Annotated in this window: 14 protein-coding genes; 7 read left to right on the top strand and 7 right to left on the bottom strand. The window is 47.9% G+C overall.

The window, feature by feature from the left end; translation table 11 throughout:
* Positions 1–4: 4 nt before the first annotated feature.
* From AO382_RS03310 to AO382_RS03300, 3 genes are all read right to left on the bottom strand, one after another.
* Entirely contained in the window at positions 5–739 is a 735-nt protein-coding gene (locus AO382_RS03310; protein ID WP_064618174.1) for a peptidase, read from the bottom strand.
* Between the two features lie 115 nt (positions 740–854).
* Positions 855–1,685 (bottom strand): transglutaminase family protein, encoded by an 831-nt coding sequence (locus AO382_RS03305; protein WP_064618172.1) that lies wholly within the window; start codon positions 1,683–1,685, stop codon positions 855–857.
* Positions 1,686–1,688: 3 nt separating this feature from the next.
* The gene (locus tag AO382_RS03300; protein WP_064618170.1) at positions 1,689–3,827 is read right to left on the bottom strand and encodes a circularly permuted type 2 ATP-grasp protein; all 2,139 of its coding nucleotides are present in this window, start codon (positions 3,825–3,827) and stop codon (positions 1,689–1,691) included.
* 292 nt (positions 3,828–4,119) lie between these two features.
* Here AO382_RS03300 and AO382_RS03295 point away from each other — a divergent pair, with 292 nt between their 5' ends.
* The 3 genes from AO382_RS03295 (at position 4,120) to AO382_RS03285 (ending at position 5,671) form a co-directional block, all read left to right on the top strand.
* The gene (locus AO382_RS03295) at positions 4,120–4,722 is read left to right on the top strand and encodes a glutathione S-transferase family protein (protein ID WP_064611773.1); all 603 of its coding nucleotides are present in this window, start codon (positions 4,120–4,122) and stop codon (positions 4,720–4,722) included.
* Positions 4,723–4,752: 30 nt separating this feature from the next.
* Entirely contained in the window at positions 4,753–4,995 is a 243-nt protein-coding gene (locus AO382_RS03290) for a DUF2789 family protein (RefSeq protein ID WP_064611772.1), read from the top strand.
* Between the two features lie 130 nt (positions 4,996–5,125).
* Positions 5,126–5,671 (top strand): DUF924 family protein, encoded by a 546-nt coding sequence (locus AO382_RS03285; RefSeq protein WP_064618168.1) that lies wholly within the window; start codon positions 5,126–5,128, stop codon positions 5,669–5,671.
* Here the strand turns inward: AO382_RS03285 and coaE are convergent.
* The 4 genes from coaE to pilB form a co-directional block, all read right to left on the bottom strand.
* Positions 5,663–6,298: a dephospho-CoA kinase gene (coaE, locus tag AO382_RS03280; RefSeq protein WP_064618166.1), complete on the bottom strand. Its 636-nt coding sequence runs from the start codon at positions 6,296–6,298 to the stop codon at positions 5,663–5,665. The two genes, AO382_RS03285 and coaE, sit on opposite strands and share 9 nt — an antisense overlap.
* Before the next feature lie 134 nt (positions 6,299–6,432).
* Positions 6,433–7,206 (bottom strand): prepilin peptidase, encoded by a 774-nt coding sequence (locus tag AO382_RS03275; RefSeq protein WP_227513617.1) that lies wholly within the window; start codon positions 7,204–7,206, stop codon positions 6,433–6,435.
* Positions 7,203–8,489, bottom strand: coding sequence for a type II secretion system F family protein (locus AO382_RS03270; RefSeq protein ID WP_064618164.1), 1,287 nt, complete (start codon positions 8,487–8,489; stop codon positions 7,203–7,205). The genes AO382_RS03275 and AO382_RS03270 overlap by 4 nt, the downstream gene beginning before the upstream one ends.
* 6 nt (positions 8,490–8,495) lie before the next feature.
* Positions 8,496–10,193 (bottom strand): type IV-A pilus assembly ATPase PilB, encoded by a 1,698-nt coding sequence (pilB, locus tag AO382_RS03265; RefSeq protein ID WP_064618162.1) that lies wholly within the window; start codon positions 10,191–10,193, stop codon positions 8,496–8,498.
* A 156-nt stretch (positions 10,194–10,349) separates the two neighbouring features.
* Here pilB and AO382_RS03260 point away from each other — a divergent pair, with 156 nt between their 5' ends.
* The 4 genes from AO382_RS03260 (at position 10,350) to AO382_RS03245 (ending at position 18,186) form a co-directional block, all read left to right on the top strand.
* Positions 10,350–11,573: a multidrug effflux MFS transporter gene (locus tag AO382_RS03260; RefSeq protein WP_064618160.1), complete on the top strand. Its 1,224-nt coding sequence runs from the start codon at positions 10,350–10,352 to the stop codon at positions 11,571–11,573.
* A gap of 214 nt (positions 11,574–11,787) precedes the next feature.
* Positions 11,788–15,732, top strand: coding sequence for a phosphoribosylformylglycinamidine synthase (gene purL / locus AO382_RS03255; RefSeq protein ID WP_064618158.1), 3,945 nt, complete (start codon positions 11,788–11,790; stop codon positions 15,730–15,732).
* Between the two features lie 351 nt (positions 15,733–16,083).
* Positions 16,084–17,355, top strand: a complete 1,272-nt coding sequence (locus tag AO382_RS03250; protein ID WP_064611765.1) for a sodium/glutamate symporter — start codon at positions 16,084–16,086, stop codon at positions 17,353–17,355.
* A gap of 129 nt (positions 17,356–17,484) precedes the next feature.
* Positions 17,485–18,186 (top strand): IS1 family transposase, encoded by a 702-nt coding sequence (locus AO382_RS03245; protein WP_064618156.1) that lies wholly within the window; start codon positions 17,485–17,487, stop codon positions 18,184–18,186.
* Position 18,187: the final 1 nt, after the last annotated feature.

Raw genomic sequence — 18,187 nt, 5'->3', positions numbered from 1 at the left:
AGGCTCACTGCCAATAGTCATCGGGTGAGCGCGGCATCTGTGATAAGAGGTGTCTAAGCCCGTCTGCCCAATGATCCCGCAGTGAGCCAAAATACGCATCGTTTTCATCGATGCGCTTGCCTACTGGTATGGCTAGGCTGTCGTTATGATAGACGACCAAATCAATCGGCAAACCCACCGATAAATTTGAGCGCATGGTCGAATCAAAAGAAATCAAAATCGCATGCAGCGCATCTTGCAGGCTGGAATGATAATCGATGGAGCGATCCAAAATGGGCTTGCCGTATTTGCTTTCGCCTAACTGAAAAAACGGCGTATCCGTCGTCGCTTTGATAAAATTGCCCTCAGGATAAATCATAAAAATCTCTGGCGGCTGATCTTTGATTTGACCGCCCAAAATAAAGCTGCTGGTAAAACCGCCTGTATCTTGGGCGAGCGTCTGTGAATAAGTGGTGATTTGGCGGACGCATTCACCGACCATCTGCGCTGCATCAAACAAAGTGGCAGCGTTGTGCAGGTTTTGGGTGATGCCAAGATTGATATTTTGCTGAAGCTTGGAGAACACCGCTTGAGAAGTCGCCAGATTCCCCGCCGTTTGTAAGGTCAAAAAACGCTCGCCTTCGATGCTGTATTGATACATTTTACGAAAAGTGGCAATGTTATCCATGCCAGCATTCGTGCGGGTATCACTGGCGAAAATCATCCCATCCTTTAGGCGCAGAGCAACACAATAAGTCATACAAATTTTCCAAATACAAAAATCCAAGCCAACCAAGCACCGCCGTGCTGATGGCGGTGCTATTATACGCCTGTCAAAGGGTATTTGTGAATCATTTTTATAGATCGCCTGGTAGCTAAGATTGGCTTTGAGCAGGTTCATCGTTTAATTGATGAATCCACACTTGGCTGTGCAAATTTTCATAGCCGCCGCCCAAGCGCACACCGCGTACGGGCGCGGCATCTAAATAATCACGCCCGATGGCGACATAGACATGCGCCTGCGGTGTGAAATGCTGATTTGACACATCAAAAGTGTACCAATACCCATCAATCCAAGCCTCAGCCCAAGCATGGCTTGCCATATGCTGTCCCATTGGCTCATACAGATAGCCTGAAATATAGCGTGCAGGAATCTGTAAATCACGCAAGCAGGCGATGAAAATATGGCTATGATCTTGGCACACACCTTGGGCAAGCTCAAAGGCTTCGGGGGCGGTGGTGCCCACGTGTGTGACATTTTGGCAATAGGGCACATGATGCAGCAGCGCCGCAGCAAACTGCTCAAGCAAGGCGCGTTTTGTGCTGCTATCTGAATGATGATAGTCTGCCAGATGATTTTCATAAAACTGACGCATGGCAGCGCTGCACGCCGTCAAAGGTGTCGGTACTGTATATAGTAGATATGGCACTTTCGGGTCATCAGCCAAATAAGGGGTGTCAGGATTGATGTTCACCACGCCTGAGGCTTGCATTTGTAGGTTATCGTGCGGCTCACTGTGGCTTAGCACCAGCCACTGATTGCCAAAGCCGTCTACTTGCGATTTGGCGACCTTGGGCAGCATCACTTGCCAATATTCGATGGTTTGGTGCGCCAATGATAGCGGCGTCATGCGGATATATTGCACACTGCGCTGTGCCAAATCATGATAAAAATAATTGGTCTGATGGGTAATTTGTAATCTCATGGCTTAAACCCCTTGTGCTAAAATGGCGGCAAATTCATCCCGCATTTGCCAAAAGTTCACCACTTTTTGGGATTTGGCAAGCTGATTTGCCAAGCGCTCAAGCTCACGCCAGCGCGTGTTTTCAGGCAGCGCACTCACCAGCTCGCGGAAGTTATTGGAGGCGTCTTGCCAATCTTCTTGAAGTAAAATATGACGCTCCAAAATCTCATAACAGCGACCCAACCGCCAAAACAGCACAACGGTCGCGTCTTCTTGTCTCATGGACTGATTACACGCATACAGCTGCAAGGTGGCAGCGCGGTACTTGGTGGCGTTTGCCAGTCGCTTGATGAATTGGTATAGCTCGGCGCTGTCTTTGCCGATAACGCCTGTGACTTCTTGGACATTTTGGTCGATGGCTTGGATGGTTTCGGGTATTTTATGTGCAAGTAGGCAGCGATACAGCTGCTCGGCACTGTCTTGTAGATGACCAGTGTGCTCCAGCCCAAATCCAAGATGGGTGTTAATATGCTCAATCTCAGCCAAGGTCAGCTCGTTATTTTTGAGGCGATTGATCAAATTGTCATAATGCCGTAGCCGCTCAGTATAGCGACCAAGCCACACCAAGCAGCTGGCAGTTGATAGCAGCAAGATCAGTGATTTTTTGTGATAGGTTTCATCCAAGATGGCTTGGCTGACGCGCGTTAAAGTCAGGTACGCATCTGCACTATTTTGTCCGCTTGGCAATGCCTTGGTATCCACCACCCAAGTGTCTTTGATGCCGCCGCCTTGGGAGGAGTTGACCACCAGCGATCCTTTGATCATCGCCACACGAGTCAAGCCGCCTGGTGTGATATCGACGCTGCCATCGCCATGCGATAAAATAAATGGACGCAAATCAATATGCCGCAGCTCGATGCCGTCTTCTGTGACGGTAGGACAGGTGGACAGCGCCAACGTCGGCTGAGCGATGAAACCTTCTGGATTGTCAAGTAGACGCTTTCGGTAGGCATCGATTTCTTTTTTGGTGGCGGCAGGTCCGATCAGCATGCCATAGCCGCCCGATCCTTGGGTTTCTTTGACTACCAGATCAGCCAAATTGTCCAACACAAAACCCAGCTCATCAGGATTGCGACATTGATAAGTCTCAACATTGGGCAAAATGGGTTTTTCGTTTAAATAATACTCAATCATCGCAGGCACGTACGGATACATGCTTTTATCATCTGCCACGCCTGTACCAGGGGCATTGGTGATGACGACATTGCCGGAGCGATACGCGCTCATCAGCCCTGACACGCCCAAGATGGAATCGGAGCGAAACGCCAAAGGATCCAAAAAAGGATCGTCAATACGCCGATAAATCACATCGACCTGCACCTTACCGCGCACGCCTTGGATATAGACTTTATTGTCTTCAACGATCAAATCATAGCCATGCACCAATGGCACATTCATCTCACGCGCCAAAAAAGCATGCTCATAGTAGGCGGAATTAAATCGACCGGGCGTCAGCACAACGATTTGCGGATCATATTTGTCGGTGGCGCTGGTCAGGCACGCTTTTAGGCGCTGCGGATAGTCAGAGATTGGCTTGATCGCCATACTATGATAAATCTCCCCCATCAGGCTTTCAGAGATGCCGCGGCTTTCAAGCATATAAGACACTCCCGAAGGCGTGCGCAAATTATCCTCCAAAACGCGATATTGACCCTGCTCATCACGGATCAAATCAATGCCGCTGACATGAGAGTAGATGGGCTTGGCAAGCGAAATATTCATCATCCAAGGCTCATAGCAGCCACTGGCATAGACATATTGGGCGGGCACGATGCCATCTTTGATGATTTGTTGATGATGATAAATGTCATCCAAAAAATGATTGAGCGCACGAATACGCTGCTGACAGCCTGCCTCAATGGTCTGCCATTCAGACAGCTCGATGATGCGCGGAATGATATCAAAAGGAATCATCCGCTCGATGTTATTGGCATCGCTATAGACCGTGAAAGTCACGCCCTTGCGATAAAAAATATTTGCCGCTTGCTCATTGAGCCCGTTTAGTGTGTCATTATTGGTGGCAGACAGCCATTCACCAAGTCCTTGGGCGCCTGCTCTGTAGCTGCCATCTGGGTTGAGCAATTCATCAAAACTGAGTGTCATCTTATCATCCTTGTCCGTACCGACCGAGTTATTTTGAGTTTAGCATACATTGAACCAAACAATAAAAACTTTTTATTCAAACGATACCCTATCTGATTAAGATTGTTGAGATTTTTGTGGAAATAATTAAAAAATGGTTAAAAATTTATCCAAACACTGCTTAATTTTTTGGTAACATTTGCCAACATTTATTGATAAAAATACACAATAATTCCTGTCACCGAACGTTAAATCTTGTTACAATGAAATCACCTAACTGACAAACTGATTTCAACAACACAAAGGAAGAAACATGAAACTGTATTATGCTCGAGGTAGCTGTGCGATGGCTTGCTGGATTGCGCTTGAGTGGGCGGGCGCTGACTACACTGTCCAAAAGGTCGATCCGCATTCTGAGGAATACACCAAAATCAATCCTTTGGCGCAAGTGCCAACGGTGGATATTGATGGACGCATTTTTGGGCAAGCAGGCGCGATTTTGCAATATATCGTGGATACTTATCCGCAGGCAGACTTGGGCGCAGGCGCTGATCCTTTGGATAAATTTGAATTTGATGAAGTGATGAGCTTTTTAAGCTCCGATTTGCACCCTGCATTTTGGCCATATTTTGTTCCACAGCGTTATACCACAGGCGAAAGCGACGCTGACATTGCTAAGGCAAAAGAAGCGTCGTATGCGCGCATTGACCGTGCGATGACTCATTTAGATAAGCTCATCGGTGATGGCACGCATGTATTTCAGGATAAAAAAACGGTCGCCGATGCTTTGGCATTTGTGATGGTGCGCTGGTCAAGAAAGTTAGAAAAATCTTGGGAAGCATATCCAAACATCGCTCGCTTTATGCACGCCATGAATGACGACGAAGCGACGCAATATGTGCTTAAAAACGCCTAAGACGGCTTAAAATCAACCCAAGGAGAAAATATGTTATTAAATAACGGCGATCACCACACCATCAATGAGCTGTTTGAGCAGCTAGGCTTGGATAGTAGCGATGAAGCCATTGAGCAGTTTATCGCAGACAATCAGCTGCCAGAAGATGTGCCCTTGAATGAAGCGCCATTTTTTAGTGAGTCACAGCGCAATTTTATTTCTGAAGCGTGGAAAATGGATGCGGTATTTGTGATGGCTGTAGAAGAGCTGAACGCACGCATTCATGGGAATTAATGACTTCACCGTCATTGCTAAGACTCTTCACCATAAAAAGATGGTCGTTATGATCATCTTTTTTATTTTATATAGGCTTTTGGTGTAATATCTATTATATCAGCCATACTTTACTATTAAGGAGGAGATAATGCATCCTTTGGCACAATCGGTATTGGAATTTTGGTTCTCAAAAGAGGCTCAGCCGCTGTGGTTCGCCAAATCTGCTGAGTTTGATCAAAAGATTCGTGATCAGTTTGGCGAAGTGCTAGAGTCGGCGGCAGCGGGCGAATGCGCAGATTGGCGCAGCGAGATGCTGGGTCGGCTGGCTGAGATCATTGTGCTTGATCAGTTTTCACGCAATATTCATCGAGACACGCCCAAAGCCTTTGAGACTGATGGTATGGCGCTGGTGTTGGCACAAGAAGCGATCGCATTACCTGAGTTTGAGTCTTTAAACCCAGATCAGCGCAAGTTTATGCTCATGCCGTATATGCATTCAGAGTCTAAGCAGATTCATAAAAAAGCCATGACGCTGTTTGAGCAATTCACCGATGCGACGACGGTAGACTATGAGCGTCAGCATAAGGTGATCATTGATGAATTTGGGCGCTATCCGCATCGAAATGCGATACTTGGGCGACCCTCTACCGCACAAGAGCAGGCGTTCTTAAAAAAGCCGAATACGTCATTTTGAGTCATGCTGTGCTGCCATCGCCAGATATTTTTGGTGAAGCGTATCAAGAGCTTGGTGAATCTCATCAAGTGTTTTATCATTGACTAAGATGTCTGCACCGATGTCTTGTGCCAGCACCAGTCGCTGTGCTCGGCTGATTTGCTTATCGATGATGGCTTGGATCTGAGCAGGATCATGACCATCGCGCTTGGCGGCACGCTGCCTTTGAGTCTCAGCGCTCGTATCCACGACTAGCACATGATCACAAAGCGACAAAAGATTAGGCGATTTATGTCGCCCCTCAAACAACAGTGGCACCGAAAGTATCGTATAAGCAGACTGCGAACCGTCAAGCTCATCTAAGATGGCTTGATGAATGGCAGGGTGTATGATGGCATTTAGCCGATCCAAAGTCTGTGGGTCGTTAAATACCCGCGCCCGTACCGCCGCACGATCATATCGTCCTTGATCATCAAGCACCCAGTCCCCGAGCGCCTCTTTTAGGCTCATCAAAAGCGGGCTACCGTCCGCCGTCAAGCGATGAGCGATGATATCGGCATCGACCACTGTGATGCCTTGCTTGCCAAGATAGTCGCTGACAGCGCTTTTGCCACTGCCAATGCCACCAGTCAAACCTAATATGAACATCCTTTCTCCTTATGATATGTTTAAATTTATGCTAAATTCACTGTCGTTATCATTTGAAATGAATGAACAAAAGCCCTGCGACCAAAAGTTTAGCATATCTGACCAAAGCAGTGAAAAAGATTTGATCAAAGCCCTTATCCGATCCCAGCAGACTTTAAGTATTCACCAAAGAGCAAAACCACCCACGCTGCCATTATCAAATAGGGTCCAAAAGCAAAAGCAGATGCCTTGCCTTGATGTCGTTGAATGATGATGCCTGCCACCACGCCCAGCGCTGCGGCAATAAACACAATCATAGGCAGCTGCCATGCGCCAAGCCATGCCCCGCAAGCAGCCAAGAGTTTGGCATCGCCAAGCCCCATGCCATCTTGGCGGCGCACCAGGCGATATAAGGCGTTGATGAGCCAAAGCACCAAAAACCCACCCACCGCCCCAAAGATGGCATCCGAAGGCGTGGTCAACACTCCAAAGCCATTCGCCATCAAGCCAATCATGCCAAGCGGCAGTACAAGGCGGTCGGGCAATAGCTGCACGCGATAGTCGATGCTTGATAGCCCAAGACCAAACCACACAAAAATCACCGACAAAGCACCAGTAATGGATATGCCTTGAATAGCCAGTGTGCCTACGCTGAGTAAGGCGCTGAGCGGGATCATGATGGTATATAAATAAGCAGGTGCGACTTTTTGATGATAAGGCGACCCAAAGCCTGTCAAAAGCTTATCTTGAGCGTCTGTTGAAATGATAGGATCGATCATCTGCATCGTCTCTGCCTGCCACTCAAGCATCATTTGATGGGGCAGGGTATACATCAAATGTGTAATATAGCCGCCCATGCCTGCGCCGAGCAGTGCGGCTAGGGCATACCACGCCCAGTCAGGCAAAGATGCCAATATAAAAGCCATCATGCGCCCATGCTCATATTAAATATTGGTAAATACATTGCCAGCACAAGCCCGCCGATTAGCACGCCCATGATAAGGATGATGGCAGGCTCAATCATGCCAATTAAGGCATCGGTTTTATCCTTGACTTCCTTGTCATGGTGCCTGGCAACTTGGTCAAGCATCTCAGACAGCCGACCTGAGGCTTCACCCACCGTCACCATCTGCACGCTCATGGGCGAAAATAGTTTGGCATCTGCCATGGCTTGCCCCAAAGGCGTGCCGGTTTTGACAGCTTTTGCGATCTTTTCGCTCGCATCTAAAAACAGCACATGATCACAGGCTCGCCCCGCCAATAAAATACTCTCTGCCAAAGGTACGCCCGAGCCAAAAGTGGTGGACAACGTCTGTGCAAAACGCGCGCTACCAACCGCTTGGATCAGCTTACCAAAAATCGGCAAGCCAAAAGCAGTTTTGGCACACCAAAGTCTTAGGCGTGCGCTGGTCTTATAAACATAAACAAATAGCCCAATGCTCGATGCCAGCACCAAAAGCAGTTGCCAAAAATGCGCTGACAGCCACTGCGACAGCGACAGCACCCACAGCGTCAGGGTTGGCAGCTCGTCGCCCATGCTGCCAAAGCTTACCGCAAAGCTTGGCACAACCTTTAAAAGCATCACGGTGCTGACGATGATCGCGGTCAATGCGATGGCGGCAGGATAGCGTAGAGCTTGATTGAGCTGAGATTGGCGAAGTGCTTGGTGTTCGGCGTGTTCGGCGGCTCGCTCAAGCATGATATCAAGCGCACCAGATTTTTCGCCAGCATCGATGAGCGCCAGTGTGAGGCTGCCAAATTCTGTATGAGCGCTGATCGCTTGGGCGAAGCTTTCTCCTTGCTCGATACGCTGCTTAATTTGGATCAGTTTGTTTGGTAGGCGGCGGTTCGTCGTGGTGTTGGCAGCGATATCTAGTGCATCGGTCAAAACGACCCCTGATTTTAACAGCGTCGCCAAAGTGCGAAGACTAAGCAAAATCTGCTTATTGGCAATGGGGCGCTCAAAGTGCCACCGCGTCCGCTTGGCAGTCAGATGGATGTGATAAAAGCCTTGTTTGCGCAGATGCGCCTTAGCTAGGCTTGTGTTATGGGCGCTGATTTGACCGCTGACTGTTTTGCCATCATGAGACTTGGCACGGTAATCAAATGTGAGCATTTTTGGCGATTTGGATAAGTTATCCACAGAAGGGCGATCTGAGATGATCTTATTCCTAATGCCTTGATTAATCAAATGTTTATTTAATTTTTTCATTAAAAATTATACTTTATCCACAGGATTATCCACAGAGCTAGAACGACTTTGCCACGATTCAGAAGTGACGCGATGCATCTCGGTGAGACTGATCTGACCGGCAAGTACTTTTTTGATGCCTGCTTGTCTAAGACTGTCATGACCTTGAGCACGCGCCCAAGCATCGATTTTGGCAGCGGATGCCTGCGCCAAAATCAGTTCAGCCATGGGCGGCGTGATGGGCAGCACTTCAAAGATACCCACTCGCCCCTGATGACCATCCTTGCATTTATGGCAGCCGACAGGCGTATAAAGCGTTGGGTGCATAGCGATGTCTTGATCGCTAAATCCTGCCGATCTGAGTACATCATCTGGTAAGGTGGTAGGCTGCTTGCAGGCGTCGCACAGTCGGCGAGCCAGCCTTTGGGCGATGATCAGGCTTAAGCTGCTTGCCAAATGAAAAGATGGCACGCCCATGCTATGCATACGCGTGATGGTATCGCTGGCTGAGTTGGTGTGCAACGTTGATAAGACCAAATGCCCTGTTTGGGCAGCGGTGGTGGCGATTTGGGCAGTGTCAGTATCGCGAATTTCTCCGACCATAATCACATCGGGATCTTGACGCAAAAATGCTCTGAGCGCATCGGCAAAATCTAGCTGTACTTTGGGATTGATATTAACCTGATTGACACCAGGCAAATTAATCTCAACAGGATCTTCGCAGCTTAAAATATTAATTTCAGGCTGATTGAGACGCATCAAAGCGGTGTACAGCGAAACTGTCTTGCCTGAGCCTGTGGGACCTGTCACCAAAATCATGCCTTGAGGGCGCGATAGCGCATGAATGAATAGCTGTTTTTGGGCGTCATCCATCCCAAGCGCATCTAGCCCAATGAGTGCCTGAGCAGAGTCAAGCAGTCTTAGTACCACCTTTTCACCATATAAAGTGGGCAGCGTACTGACACGAAAGTCCACTGAGCGCCCGTCTTGAGTATCGAATTTCAAGCGCCCGTCTTGAGCACGGCGACGCTCAGCGATATCAAGATTTGCCATCACTTTGATATAAGAGGCGATCTTGGCAGCCAAAGATTTGGGCGGACTATGTATCACTTGCATCACGCCATCAATGCGAAAGCGGATGCGATAACTGGCATCATAAGGCTCAAAATGAATATCGGACGCTTTTAGGCGGATGGCATCGGCGAACAGCTGATTGACAAAGCGTACGGTGGGGGCGTCATCCGCTTGAGCTTGGGGGCTTGATACTGTTTTTTGGGCGTCATCAAACGTGCCTGCACCCAAATACAGCCTATCTAATAAGGCGGAGAGCTTATCTTCTTCGACAAGCACAGGTCGGATCTGACGGCGCGCATGAAAGCGAATGGCGGCGATGGCGTCTTTATCGGTCACATCACTCATGGCTAGGGTCAGCGTGTGCTCATCGCAGCTTAAAGGCAGCATCCGATATTTGATAAACAGCGCAGGATCCAGACCAGTTTCGATGGCTTGACTAAGCTGATTGGGTAGTTCATAAATGGGTAGATTTTGGCTTAAGCTTTGGATGTGCGATAGCTGAGATGCGTCCATGAGCTGGCTTATGACCAGATGCTGAGCAAATGAGCGCTGCAAATGTTTGGCATCGGCGGCGGCTTTTGATAAGTCGTCTTCTTTCATCAGATGATGCTGTAAGATAAGGCGGGCGAGAGGCGGTAGGGCGATGGTCATGAGATGGCTTAGATTGATCGGATCATAAAGGGCTTATTATCATCGAAAACGCAAACTGTGCGCAAGGTCTTTTGACAGTTTCTAAAAATTAAAATTAACACAGTTGTGATACAATAACGATTTTTACGATAAACCCATACATAATTATAGATTAAAATGACAACAACAAATAATCACGATACAAAGTTTCCCGTGCTTTGGGTGATGATGCTGGGCGTGATGATTGCCATCGGACCTTTATCGATTGATATGTATTTGCCTGCGTTTCCGAGTATGGCAGAAGATTTTAGCGTCAATATCAGTACAATTGCCAAATCTGTGCCGGCGTATTTTTTGGGATTGGTGTTCGGGCAGCTGTTTTATGGACCATTTAGCGATCGTGTTGGACGAGTACGCCCGTTATACTTGGGCATGAGCATTTTTATCATCGCATCAATCATCTGTGCAACAACCAATAACGCATATGTGCTATTTATTGCAAGAACCTTACAAGCACTTGGTGCCTGTGTGACGACCGTTGTCACACGAGCTGCCATTCGTGATACGCTCAACCCCGTGCAATCGGCGCGTGCTTTTAGCTTGATGGTGCTGGTGATGGGCATTGCGCCGATCTTGGCACCCAGTTTGGGTGCGCTGATTTTAAGAGTGGCAGATTGGCATGGCGTATTTTGGTTTTTGGCAGGCTTTGGGGTGCTAAACCTGCTTTTGACCAAATTTTTCTTAAAAGAAACCCTAAAGCCTGAAAATCGCAATACCCGCCCAATGTCCGAAAGCTTTGGACAGTATCTTAGCTTGATGAAAGACCGTACCTTTATGCTGCCTGCAGTCGCATCAGGGCTGCTTCAAGGTGCATTTTTTATTTATTTGTCCATCTCAAGTGAGCTGTTTATGGTGAATTATCGGCTGACAGAGCATCAATTTGCCATCGCTTTTGGGATGAATGCTTTTGGATTCATTGCGCTAACCCAAGTAAATCAGTTCTTGACCAAGCGTTTTCATTTGGTGAGCTTGCTGCGCACTGGGGCGCTGATTCAGTTGATCGCTGCTGCGGTGCTGCTGATACTGGGTCTAAGCTTTGGCGGTGCGGCGAATTTTTATTGGGTATTTGCCAGTATCTTTATTTGTATTGCAGGGCTAGGTTTTACGCAGCCGAACGCGACCGCCATCGCGTTAGCATTTCAAAAAAAGCGTGCAGGCTTGGCAAGTGCACTACAAGGCGCGCTGCAGTTTTCAGTAGGTATTTTTGGCGGTCTGCTCATTGGCTTGTTTGATTTGGATCCTGTCACTAAGCTTGGCATCACGACCAGTATTTTGGTGGCGATTGGTACTTTTATGGTGTTTTTGATTGATCCAAAGCTTGATTTATCTAGCATGGACTAAGCACTTCTTTTGGGCGCCACCAAGCCCAAAATGATCTTGATAAAGACCGATTTTGTGATCAATGATCAAGCCGATTGTGCCATGAAAGGGGGATGAAATTTTCATCCCTTTTTTGATTTCATGAAAACATCGCCTTAAAATCTGTTATAATAAAAAACATTTATTTTTGATGATATTGCCACCTTTTTGGCGTCTTTAGCAAAGGGTAACCACCATGATGAGCACCATCGCAGGCTTAGGGTTTTTGACCGATTTCCAAGCACAAAAATTAGCCGACCAACTCAAACAAAAAGCTGGGCTAGCTATTCATGCCTTGAGCAGTCAGCAGGTTTATGTGTTTGATGAACCGCTGTCAGAGTCTGATCACAAAAAAGCGATTGATTTATTAAATCAAGGTCAAGCACCAAGCCTAAACAGTGCTGACGACGGACAAGTGCAGGTGGTGGTTGCACCGCGTTTTGGGACGATCAGCCCCTGGGCATCTAAGGCGACCGATATTTTTAATAACTGCGGCGTAGCGATTGGGCGTGTCGAGCGTGTGATCGTGTACACGCTGACAGGTGAAAACTTGCCCAAGCGCTTGCCTGCAGCTGCCGAAGCCATTTTGCATGATCGCATGACCCAAAGCTTGGTGTATGATTTGGCGGATGTGTCGGCGCTGTTTATTGATGGCGAGCCTGCGCATTTGGGCGCGGTGGATATCATGGGTTTTGGTAAAGATGTCTTGGTGGCGGCAAATACCGAATACGGCTTTGCGCTGTCGGCTGAAGACATAGATTATTTGGTGGATAATTTCACCAAGCTTGGTCGCAACCCAACCGATGTTGAGCTGATGATGTTTGCCCAAGCCAACTCCGAGCATTGTCGACATAAGATCTTTAATGCTGAGTGGACGGTCGGCGGCGATGTGCAGCCTAAGTCTTTGTTTAAGATGATTCGTAATACGCACGAAAAAAATTCTGACGGCATTTTATCGGCTTATAAGGATAACGCTGCGGTCATGGAAGGCTTCGTGGCGGAGCGCTTTTATCCAACCAAAAACGCCGATGGCGAGGCTCAGTATGACTTTCATAATGAGCAAATTGACATCCTAATGAAGGTTGAGACCCACAACCACCCAACCGCCATCGCACCATTTGCAGGCGCAGCGACAGGTGCAGGCGGCGAGATCCGTGATGAAGGCGCCACAGGTCGCGGCGGCAAGCCCAAAGCAGGCTTGACAGGCTTTAGCGTCTCACATTTGCATCTGCCTGATATGCCTGAAAAATGGGAAACTTCAGGTCAAGTCTCTGCTGCCGACTATGGCAAGCCTGCACGCATGGCATCGGCACTTGATATCATGATTGAAGGACCACTGGGCGGCGCTGCGTTCGCCAATGAGTTTGGTCGTCCTAATTTAAATGGCTATTTTCGTACTTTTCAGCTAGACACCTCCGATGCCCAAGATGGCAGCCAAATGCGTGGCTATCATAAGCCCATCATGATCGCAGGCGGCTATGGGAATATCAAGCGTGATTTGGTCCAAAAAAACACCATCCAAGAAGGCGATCTGCTGATCGTGTTGGGCGGTCCTGCCATGCAGATTGGTTTGGGCGGCGGTGCAGCCAGTTCAGTTGATAGCGGTGAGCTAGATGAAGGGCTTGATTTTGCGTCGGTGCAGCGTGACAATGCTGAGATGGAGCGCCGCTGCCAAGAGGTGATTGATACCTGCTGGGCGATGACCAAAGACGGAGTGGATAATAACCCAATCGTCTCAATCCATGATGTCGGCGCTGGCGGCTTATCAAATGCCATGCCAGAGCTGGTCGATGATCATGAGCTTGGCGCGCATCTGAATCTGCGTAAGGTGCCTTCGCTTGAGGCAGGCATGTCACCGATGGCGATTTGGTCAAACGAAGCTCAAGAGCGCTACGTGCTTGCCATCCGTCTAGAAAGTGAGGCGTTATTTGATAGTATCTGTGCTCGTGAGCGCTGCCCCTATGCCATTTTGGGTACAGCGACTACAGTGCGCCAGCTGACGGTGGATGACAGTTTATTACCAGAGCAGCCTGTGGATATGCCGATGCAGGTATTGTTAGGCGGTACGCCAAAGATGAAGCGAAGCTTTAGCCGTACAGCACCAAATCTCAAGCCGCTTGATACCGCCTCGGTAGATATCGCCACCAGTATCAAAGATGTTCTACGCCATCCGACAGTTGCCAGTAAGTCATTCCTAATTTCTATTGGCGATCGCTCGATTACTGGTATGGTAACCCAAGATCAATATGTTGGGCGTTATCAAGTGCCTGTGGCAGACTGTGCTGTGACGAGCACCGCACTTAACGCCATCACAGGCGAAGCCATGGCAATGGGCGAGCGTGCGCCAGTTGCACTCATCGATCCTAAGGCGTCGGCACGTCTGGCAGTTGGTGAGGCGGTGACCAACATCGCTTCAGCTCGGATTGCCAAAATCAGTGATGTCACCTTGTCAGCCAACTGGATGGCGGCATGTGGCGACGAAAAAGAAGATGCAGCCTTATTTGACGCCGTTCATGCTGTAGGCGAGGAGCTATGTCCTGCGCTTGGCATCACCATCCCTGTGGGTAAAGACAGCTTATCTATGAAAGCGGTTTGGAATGAGGATGGCACAGACAAGTCGGTCACGTCACCGATGAGCTTGATCATCACCGCATTTGCGCCTGTCCAAGATGTGGCAGGCACACTCACCCCAGCTCTAAAAAATACCGATTCGGCACTATATCGCATTGATCTGTCGGCAGGCAAGCTTCGTTTGGGCGGCTCAATCTTAGCGCAGACTTTAAGTCAGCTTGGTGATCAGTGTCCAGATTTAGAGCGCCCCGAGGATTTGGCCAATTTCTTTGCTTTCATTCAAGCGGCGGCAAAAGCAGGCATCATCCAAGCTTATCATGATATCGGTGATGGCGGTTTGATTGCGTCGGTTGCAGAGATGCAGTTCGCCAGTCGCATGGCGATTGGCCTTGCGCTGAGCGATGATAATCTACTAGGTCAGCTGTTCGCCGAAGAATTGGGCGCGGTGGTTCAAGTTCTGCCCGAAGATGTGGCAGCGTTTGTTGAATTAGCCCAAACACATCAGGTGAGCGAGTTTGTCAGCTTGATCGGTCAAGCCAAAACAACGCCTGCAGGCGGCGCTGGCATCGATGTATTAAGCATCGAAACGCCAAGCCAATCATGGTCATTTAGCCGCAGTGAGCTTCAAAAGCAGTGGTCAAAAGTCAGCCATGCCATCCAAAGTCTGCGTGACAATCCTGCATGCGCCGATCAAGAATTTGCGCTCATCGATGATACCACTCATCATGGCTTGATTGCTGATGCCAATTATGACTTGGATTTGGCGGTAGAAGCGCCGTATGTGAACAGTCGCACCAGCTTACCAAAAGTTGCCATTTTGCGTGAGCAAGGGGTGAACGGACATCTAGAGATGGGCGCAGGCTTTGTGCGTGCAGGCTTTGATGCCATTGATGTGCATATGAGCGACTTGATGAGCGGACGCATTAATTTGCGTGATTTTGAAGGATTGGTGGCGTGTGGCGGCTTTAGTTACGGTGACGTTTTGGGGGCGGGCTCTGGTTGGGCAAACTCAGTGCTGTTCCACGATGAGCTGCGGATGCAATTTGCCAGATTCTTCCATCGCCCTGAGACTTTTGCGCTCGGTGTGTGTAACGGCTGTCAGATGATGAGTCAGCTAAAAGACCTGATGATTGGCGCTGAACATTTCCCACGCTTTATTGCCAATAAATCAGCCCGTTTTGAGGCGCGTACTGTCAATGTGCGAGTTGAGCGCACCAAGTCGGTACTGTTAAAAGGCATGCAAGACAGCATTTTGCCGATTGCCATTGCTCACGGTGAGGGCTATGCCAATTTGGATGATAAATCCCTGTCAGAGCTGGCTCGCCATGGTCAGATTGTGCTGCGTTATGTTGATAGCCAAGGCAACCCTACCGAACATTATCCTTTAAACCCAAATGGCTCACCAGAAGGTGTAACGGGCATTTGTAGTAACGATGGTCGTGTCACTTTGATGATGCCGCACCCTGAGCGCACCCTGCGCGCGGTCAATCACTCGTGGAAACCTGATGAGTGGACTCAAGATGGTGCTTGGATGCGACTGTTCCGCAATGCGCGTGCGTTTTTGCGCTGATTGAGTATGATAAGCTAAATTTGGCTTATGATGACGAGACCCAAACCCCAAATCTGTGCGATTTGGGGTTTTTTAGATGTTTTTAGCTTGGTATTTGGCAGTTGGTGGCTTGGCTGAATCTTTTTGATGGACTTTTATAGGCTTTTAACAGTGACAAATTGCCGTTTTTGAAATATATTGTAACAAATGAATGCTGTAATTTTTTAAATACACTGATGACTGCAAAGAATATGCCTTATAATTGCCCGCGTCTATTGAATTGACTAAACAACTTGGGATTATCATGACTGGCTGGTGCAGCAGTATGAATGTGCATGATAAGGTGTGAAATTTGCCCTGATAGGAGCACTTATGGAAATTACTTTAAACGGCTATTATACGCTGATCTTGGCGACACTGGTATTGTTGCTGGGGCGTTTTTTGGTCAAGAAAATTAAATTTTTGGGGGATTTTAACATCCCTGAGCCAGTGGCAGGCGGTCTGATTGCTGCCATCATCGTGTATTGTTTGAATTTCTTTTTTGGCTACAGCTTTGCTTTTCAAAAAGAGTTACAAACAGCGTGTATGCTGATGTTTTTTGCTTCTATTGGCTTGTCGGCAGATTTTGGACGACTAAAAGCAGGCGGTAAACCTTTATTCATTTTCCTATTTGTCGTATCAGGCTTTATCTTGCTTCAAGATGCCGTCGGCGTCGGTTTGGCGACAGTGCTGGGCTTAGATCCTTTGATGGGATTGGTGGCAGGCTCGGTATCGCTGACAGGGGGTCATGGTACGGCAGGCGCTTGGGGATCGACCTTTGAAGATAAATATGGCTTAGTGGGTGCGACGACTTTGGGCATTGCTTGTGCTACCTATGGTTTGGTGGCAGGCGGTATCATCGGCGGTCCTGTTGCTAAGCGATTGACCAATCAGTTAGGGATTGAACCAACTGCCAAAAAAGCCGATCAATCAGAAGTTGAAAAGCTTGCCGCTAAGCACTCACTTTACAGCACCAAGCATGATCTTGATGACGATACCGCACACAAAGAGATGTTTGAAAGACCTGATAATATCCGTCTGATCACGGCATCATCAGCGATTGAGACACTGGCACTATTTGCGGCGTGTTTGGCATTTGCTGATATCATGACTGGAGTGGCAAGGGATACTTGGTTTGAGCTACCGACCTTTGTTTGGGCGCTGTTTGGTGGTGTGGTGATTCGTAATACTTTGACCACGATTTTTAATTTTGATATGTTTGATCGCGCCATCGATGTCTTTGGTAACGCGGCGCTGTCATTGTTTTTGGCGATGGCTTTATTGTCGCTCAAACTGTGGGAGCTGACCGACTTGGCAGGTCCGATCTTGATCATTTTAGCTGCACAGACGGTGGCGATGATTGCTTATGCGTACTTCTTGACATTCCGTGTGATGGGTAAAGATTACGACGCAGCGGTACTTGCTGCTGGTCATTGCGGCTTTGGCTTGGGCGCGACACCAACTGCCATCGCCAATATGCAGGCGATCACAGACCGCTATATGCCTTCTCATAAAGCATTCTTGATCGTTCCGATGGTCGGTGCGTTCTTTGTTGATATCATGAACGTGGCAATTCTACAAACCTTCATCGGTGTGCTTGGCTGAGTTGATCGCTGATCACCCATCAATAAAAATCCCAAGCACATTGCTTGGGATTTTTTGATACCTAAATTAGGTAGTGCTTTAAAAAGTATGCTGTAAAAAAACAGGCTGAGAAATTGATAAAATAGTGAAATGCAAATCACACTATACATCAACTGCCCAGCCTGTTTAGGGGACAGTATAAAGAAAAACGGTAAAAAAAGCTATGGTAAGCAGAACTACCAATGCAAAGACTGCAGGCGGCAATTTATTGGCGACCATGCGTTAAGTTATCTTGGATGTCACTCTCAAAAAGAAAGCAAAATACGCCAACTCATGGTACGAGGTAGTGGCATAAAAGACATCGCTTGCGTTGAAAGGATTAGCCAAGGTAAAGTATTAGCTACTTTGGAAAAATGCAACTACCGACTGATACCAAAGCAAAGTCACTATGACCAACTAGAAGTAGACGAGCTATGGATGTTCGTAGGTAAAAAGAGCAACAAACAATGGCTCATCTATGCTTACCACCGTCAAACAGGCGAAATTGTTGCCTATGTATGGGGAAAGCGAGACCTTAAAACGGTTAAACGATTAAGCGCAAAACCTCAAGCCTTGGGTGTAACTTGTGCTGTTATTGCCAGTGATAATTGGGATAGCTTCGTCACTGGCTTTAAAGGCTTTACTCAAAGAATTGGTAAATTTTTCACCGTGGGCATCGAAGGAAATAATTGCCGTATTCGGCATAGGATAAAACGAGCAGTTAGGCGAAGTTGTAACTTTTCCAAAAAACTCGAGAATCACTTTAAAGCCTTTGATTTAGTGTTCTTTTATATTAATAACGGGTATGTCTGAT

The sequence above is a fragment of the Moraxella catarrhalis genome (assembly GCF_001656295.1).
Lineage (GTDB): Bacteria > Pseudomonadota > Gammaproteobacteria > Pseudomonadales > Moraxellaceae > Moraxella > Moraxella veridica.
The sequence above is the reverse complement of the archived record's forward strand: the minus strand, read 5'-3'. Positions and strand labels throughout refer to the sequence as shown.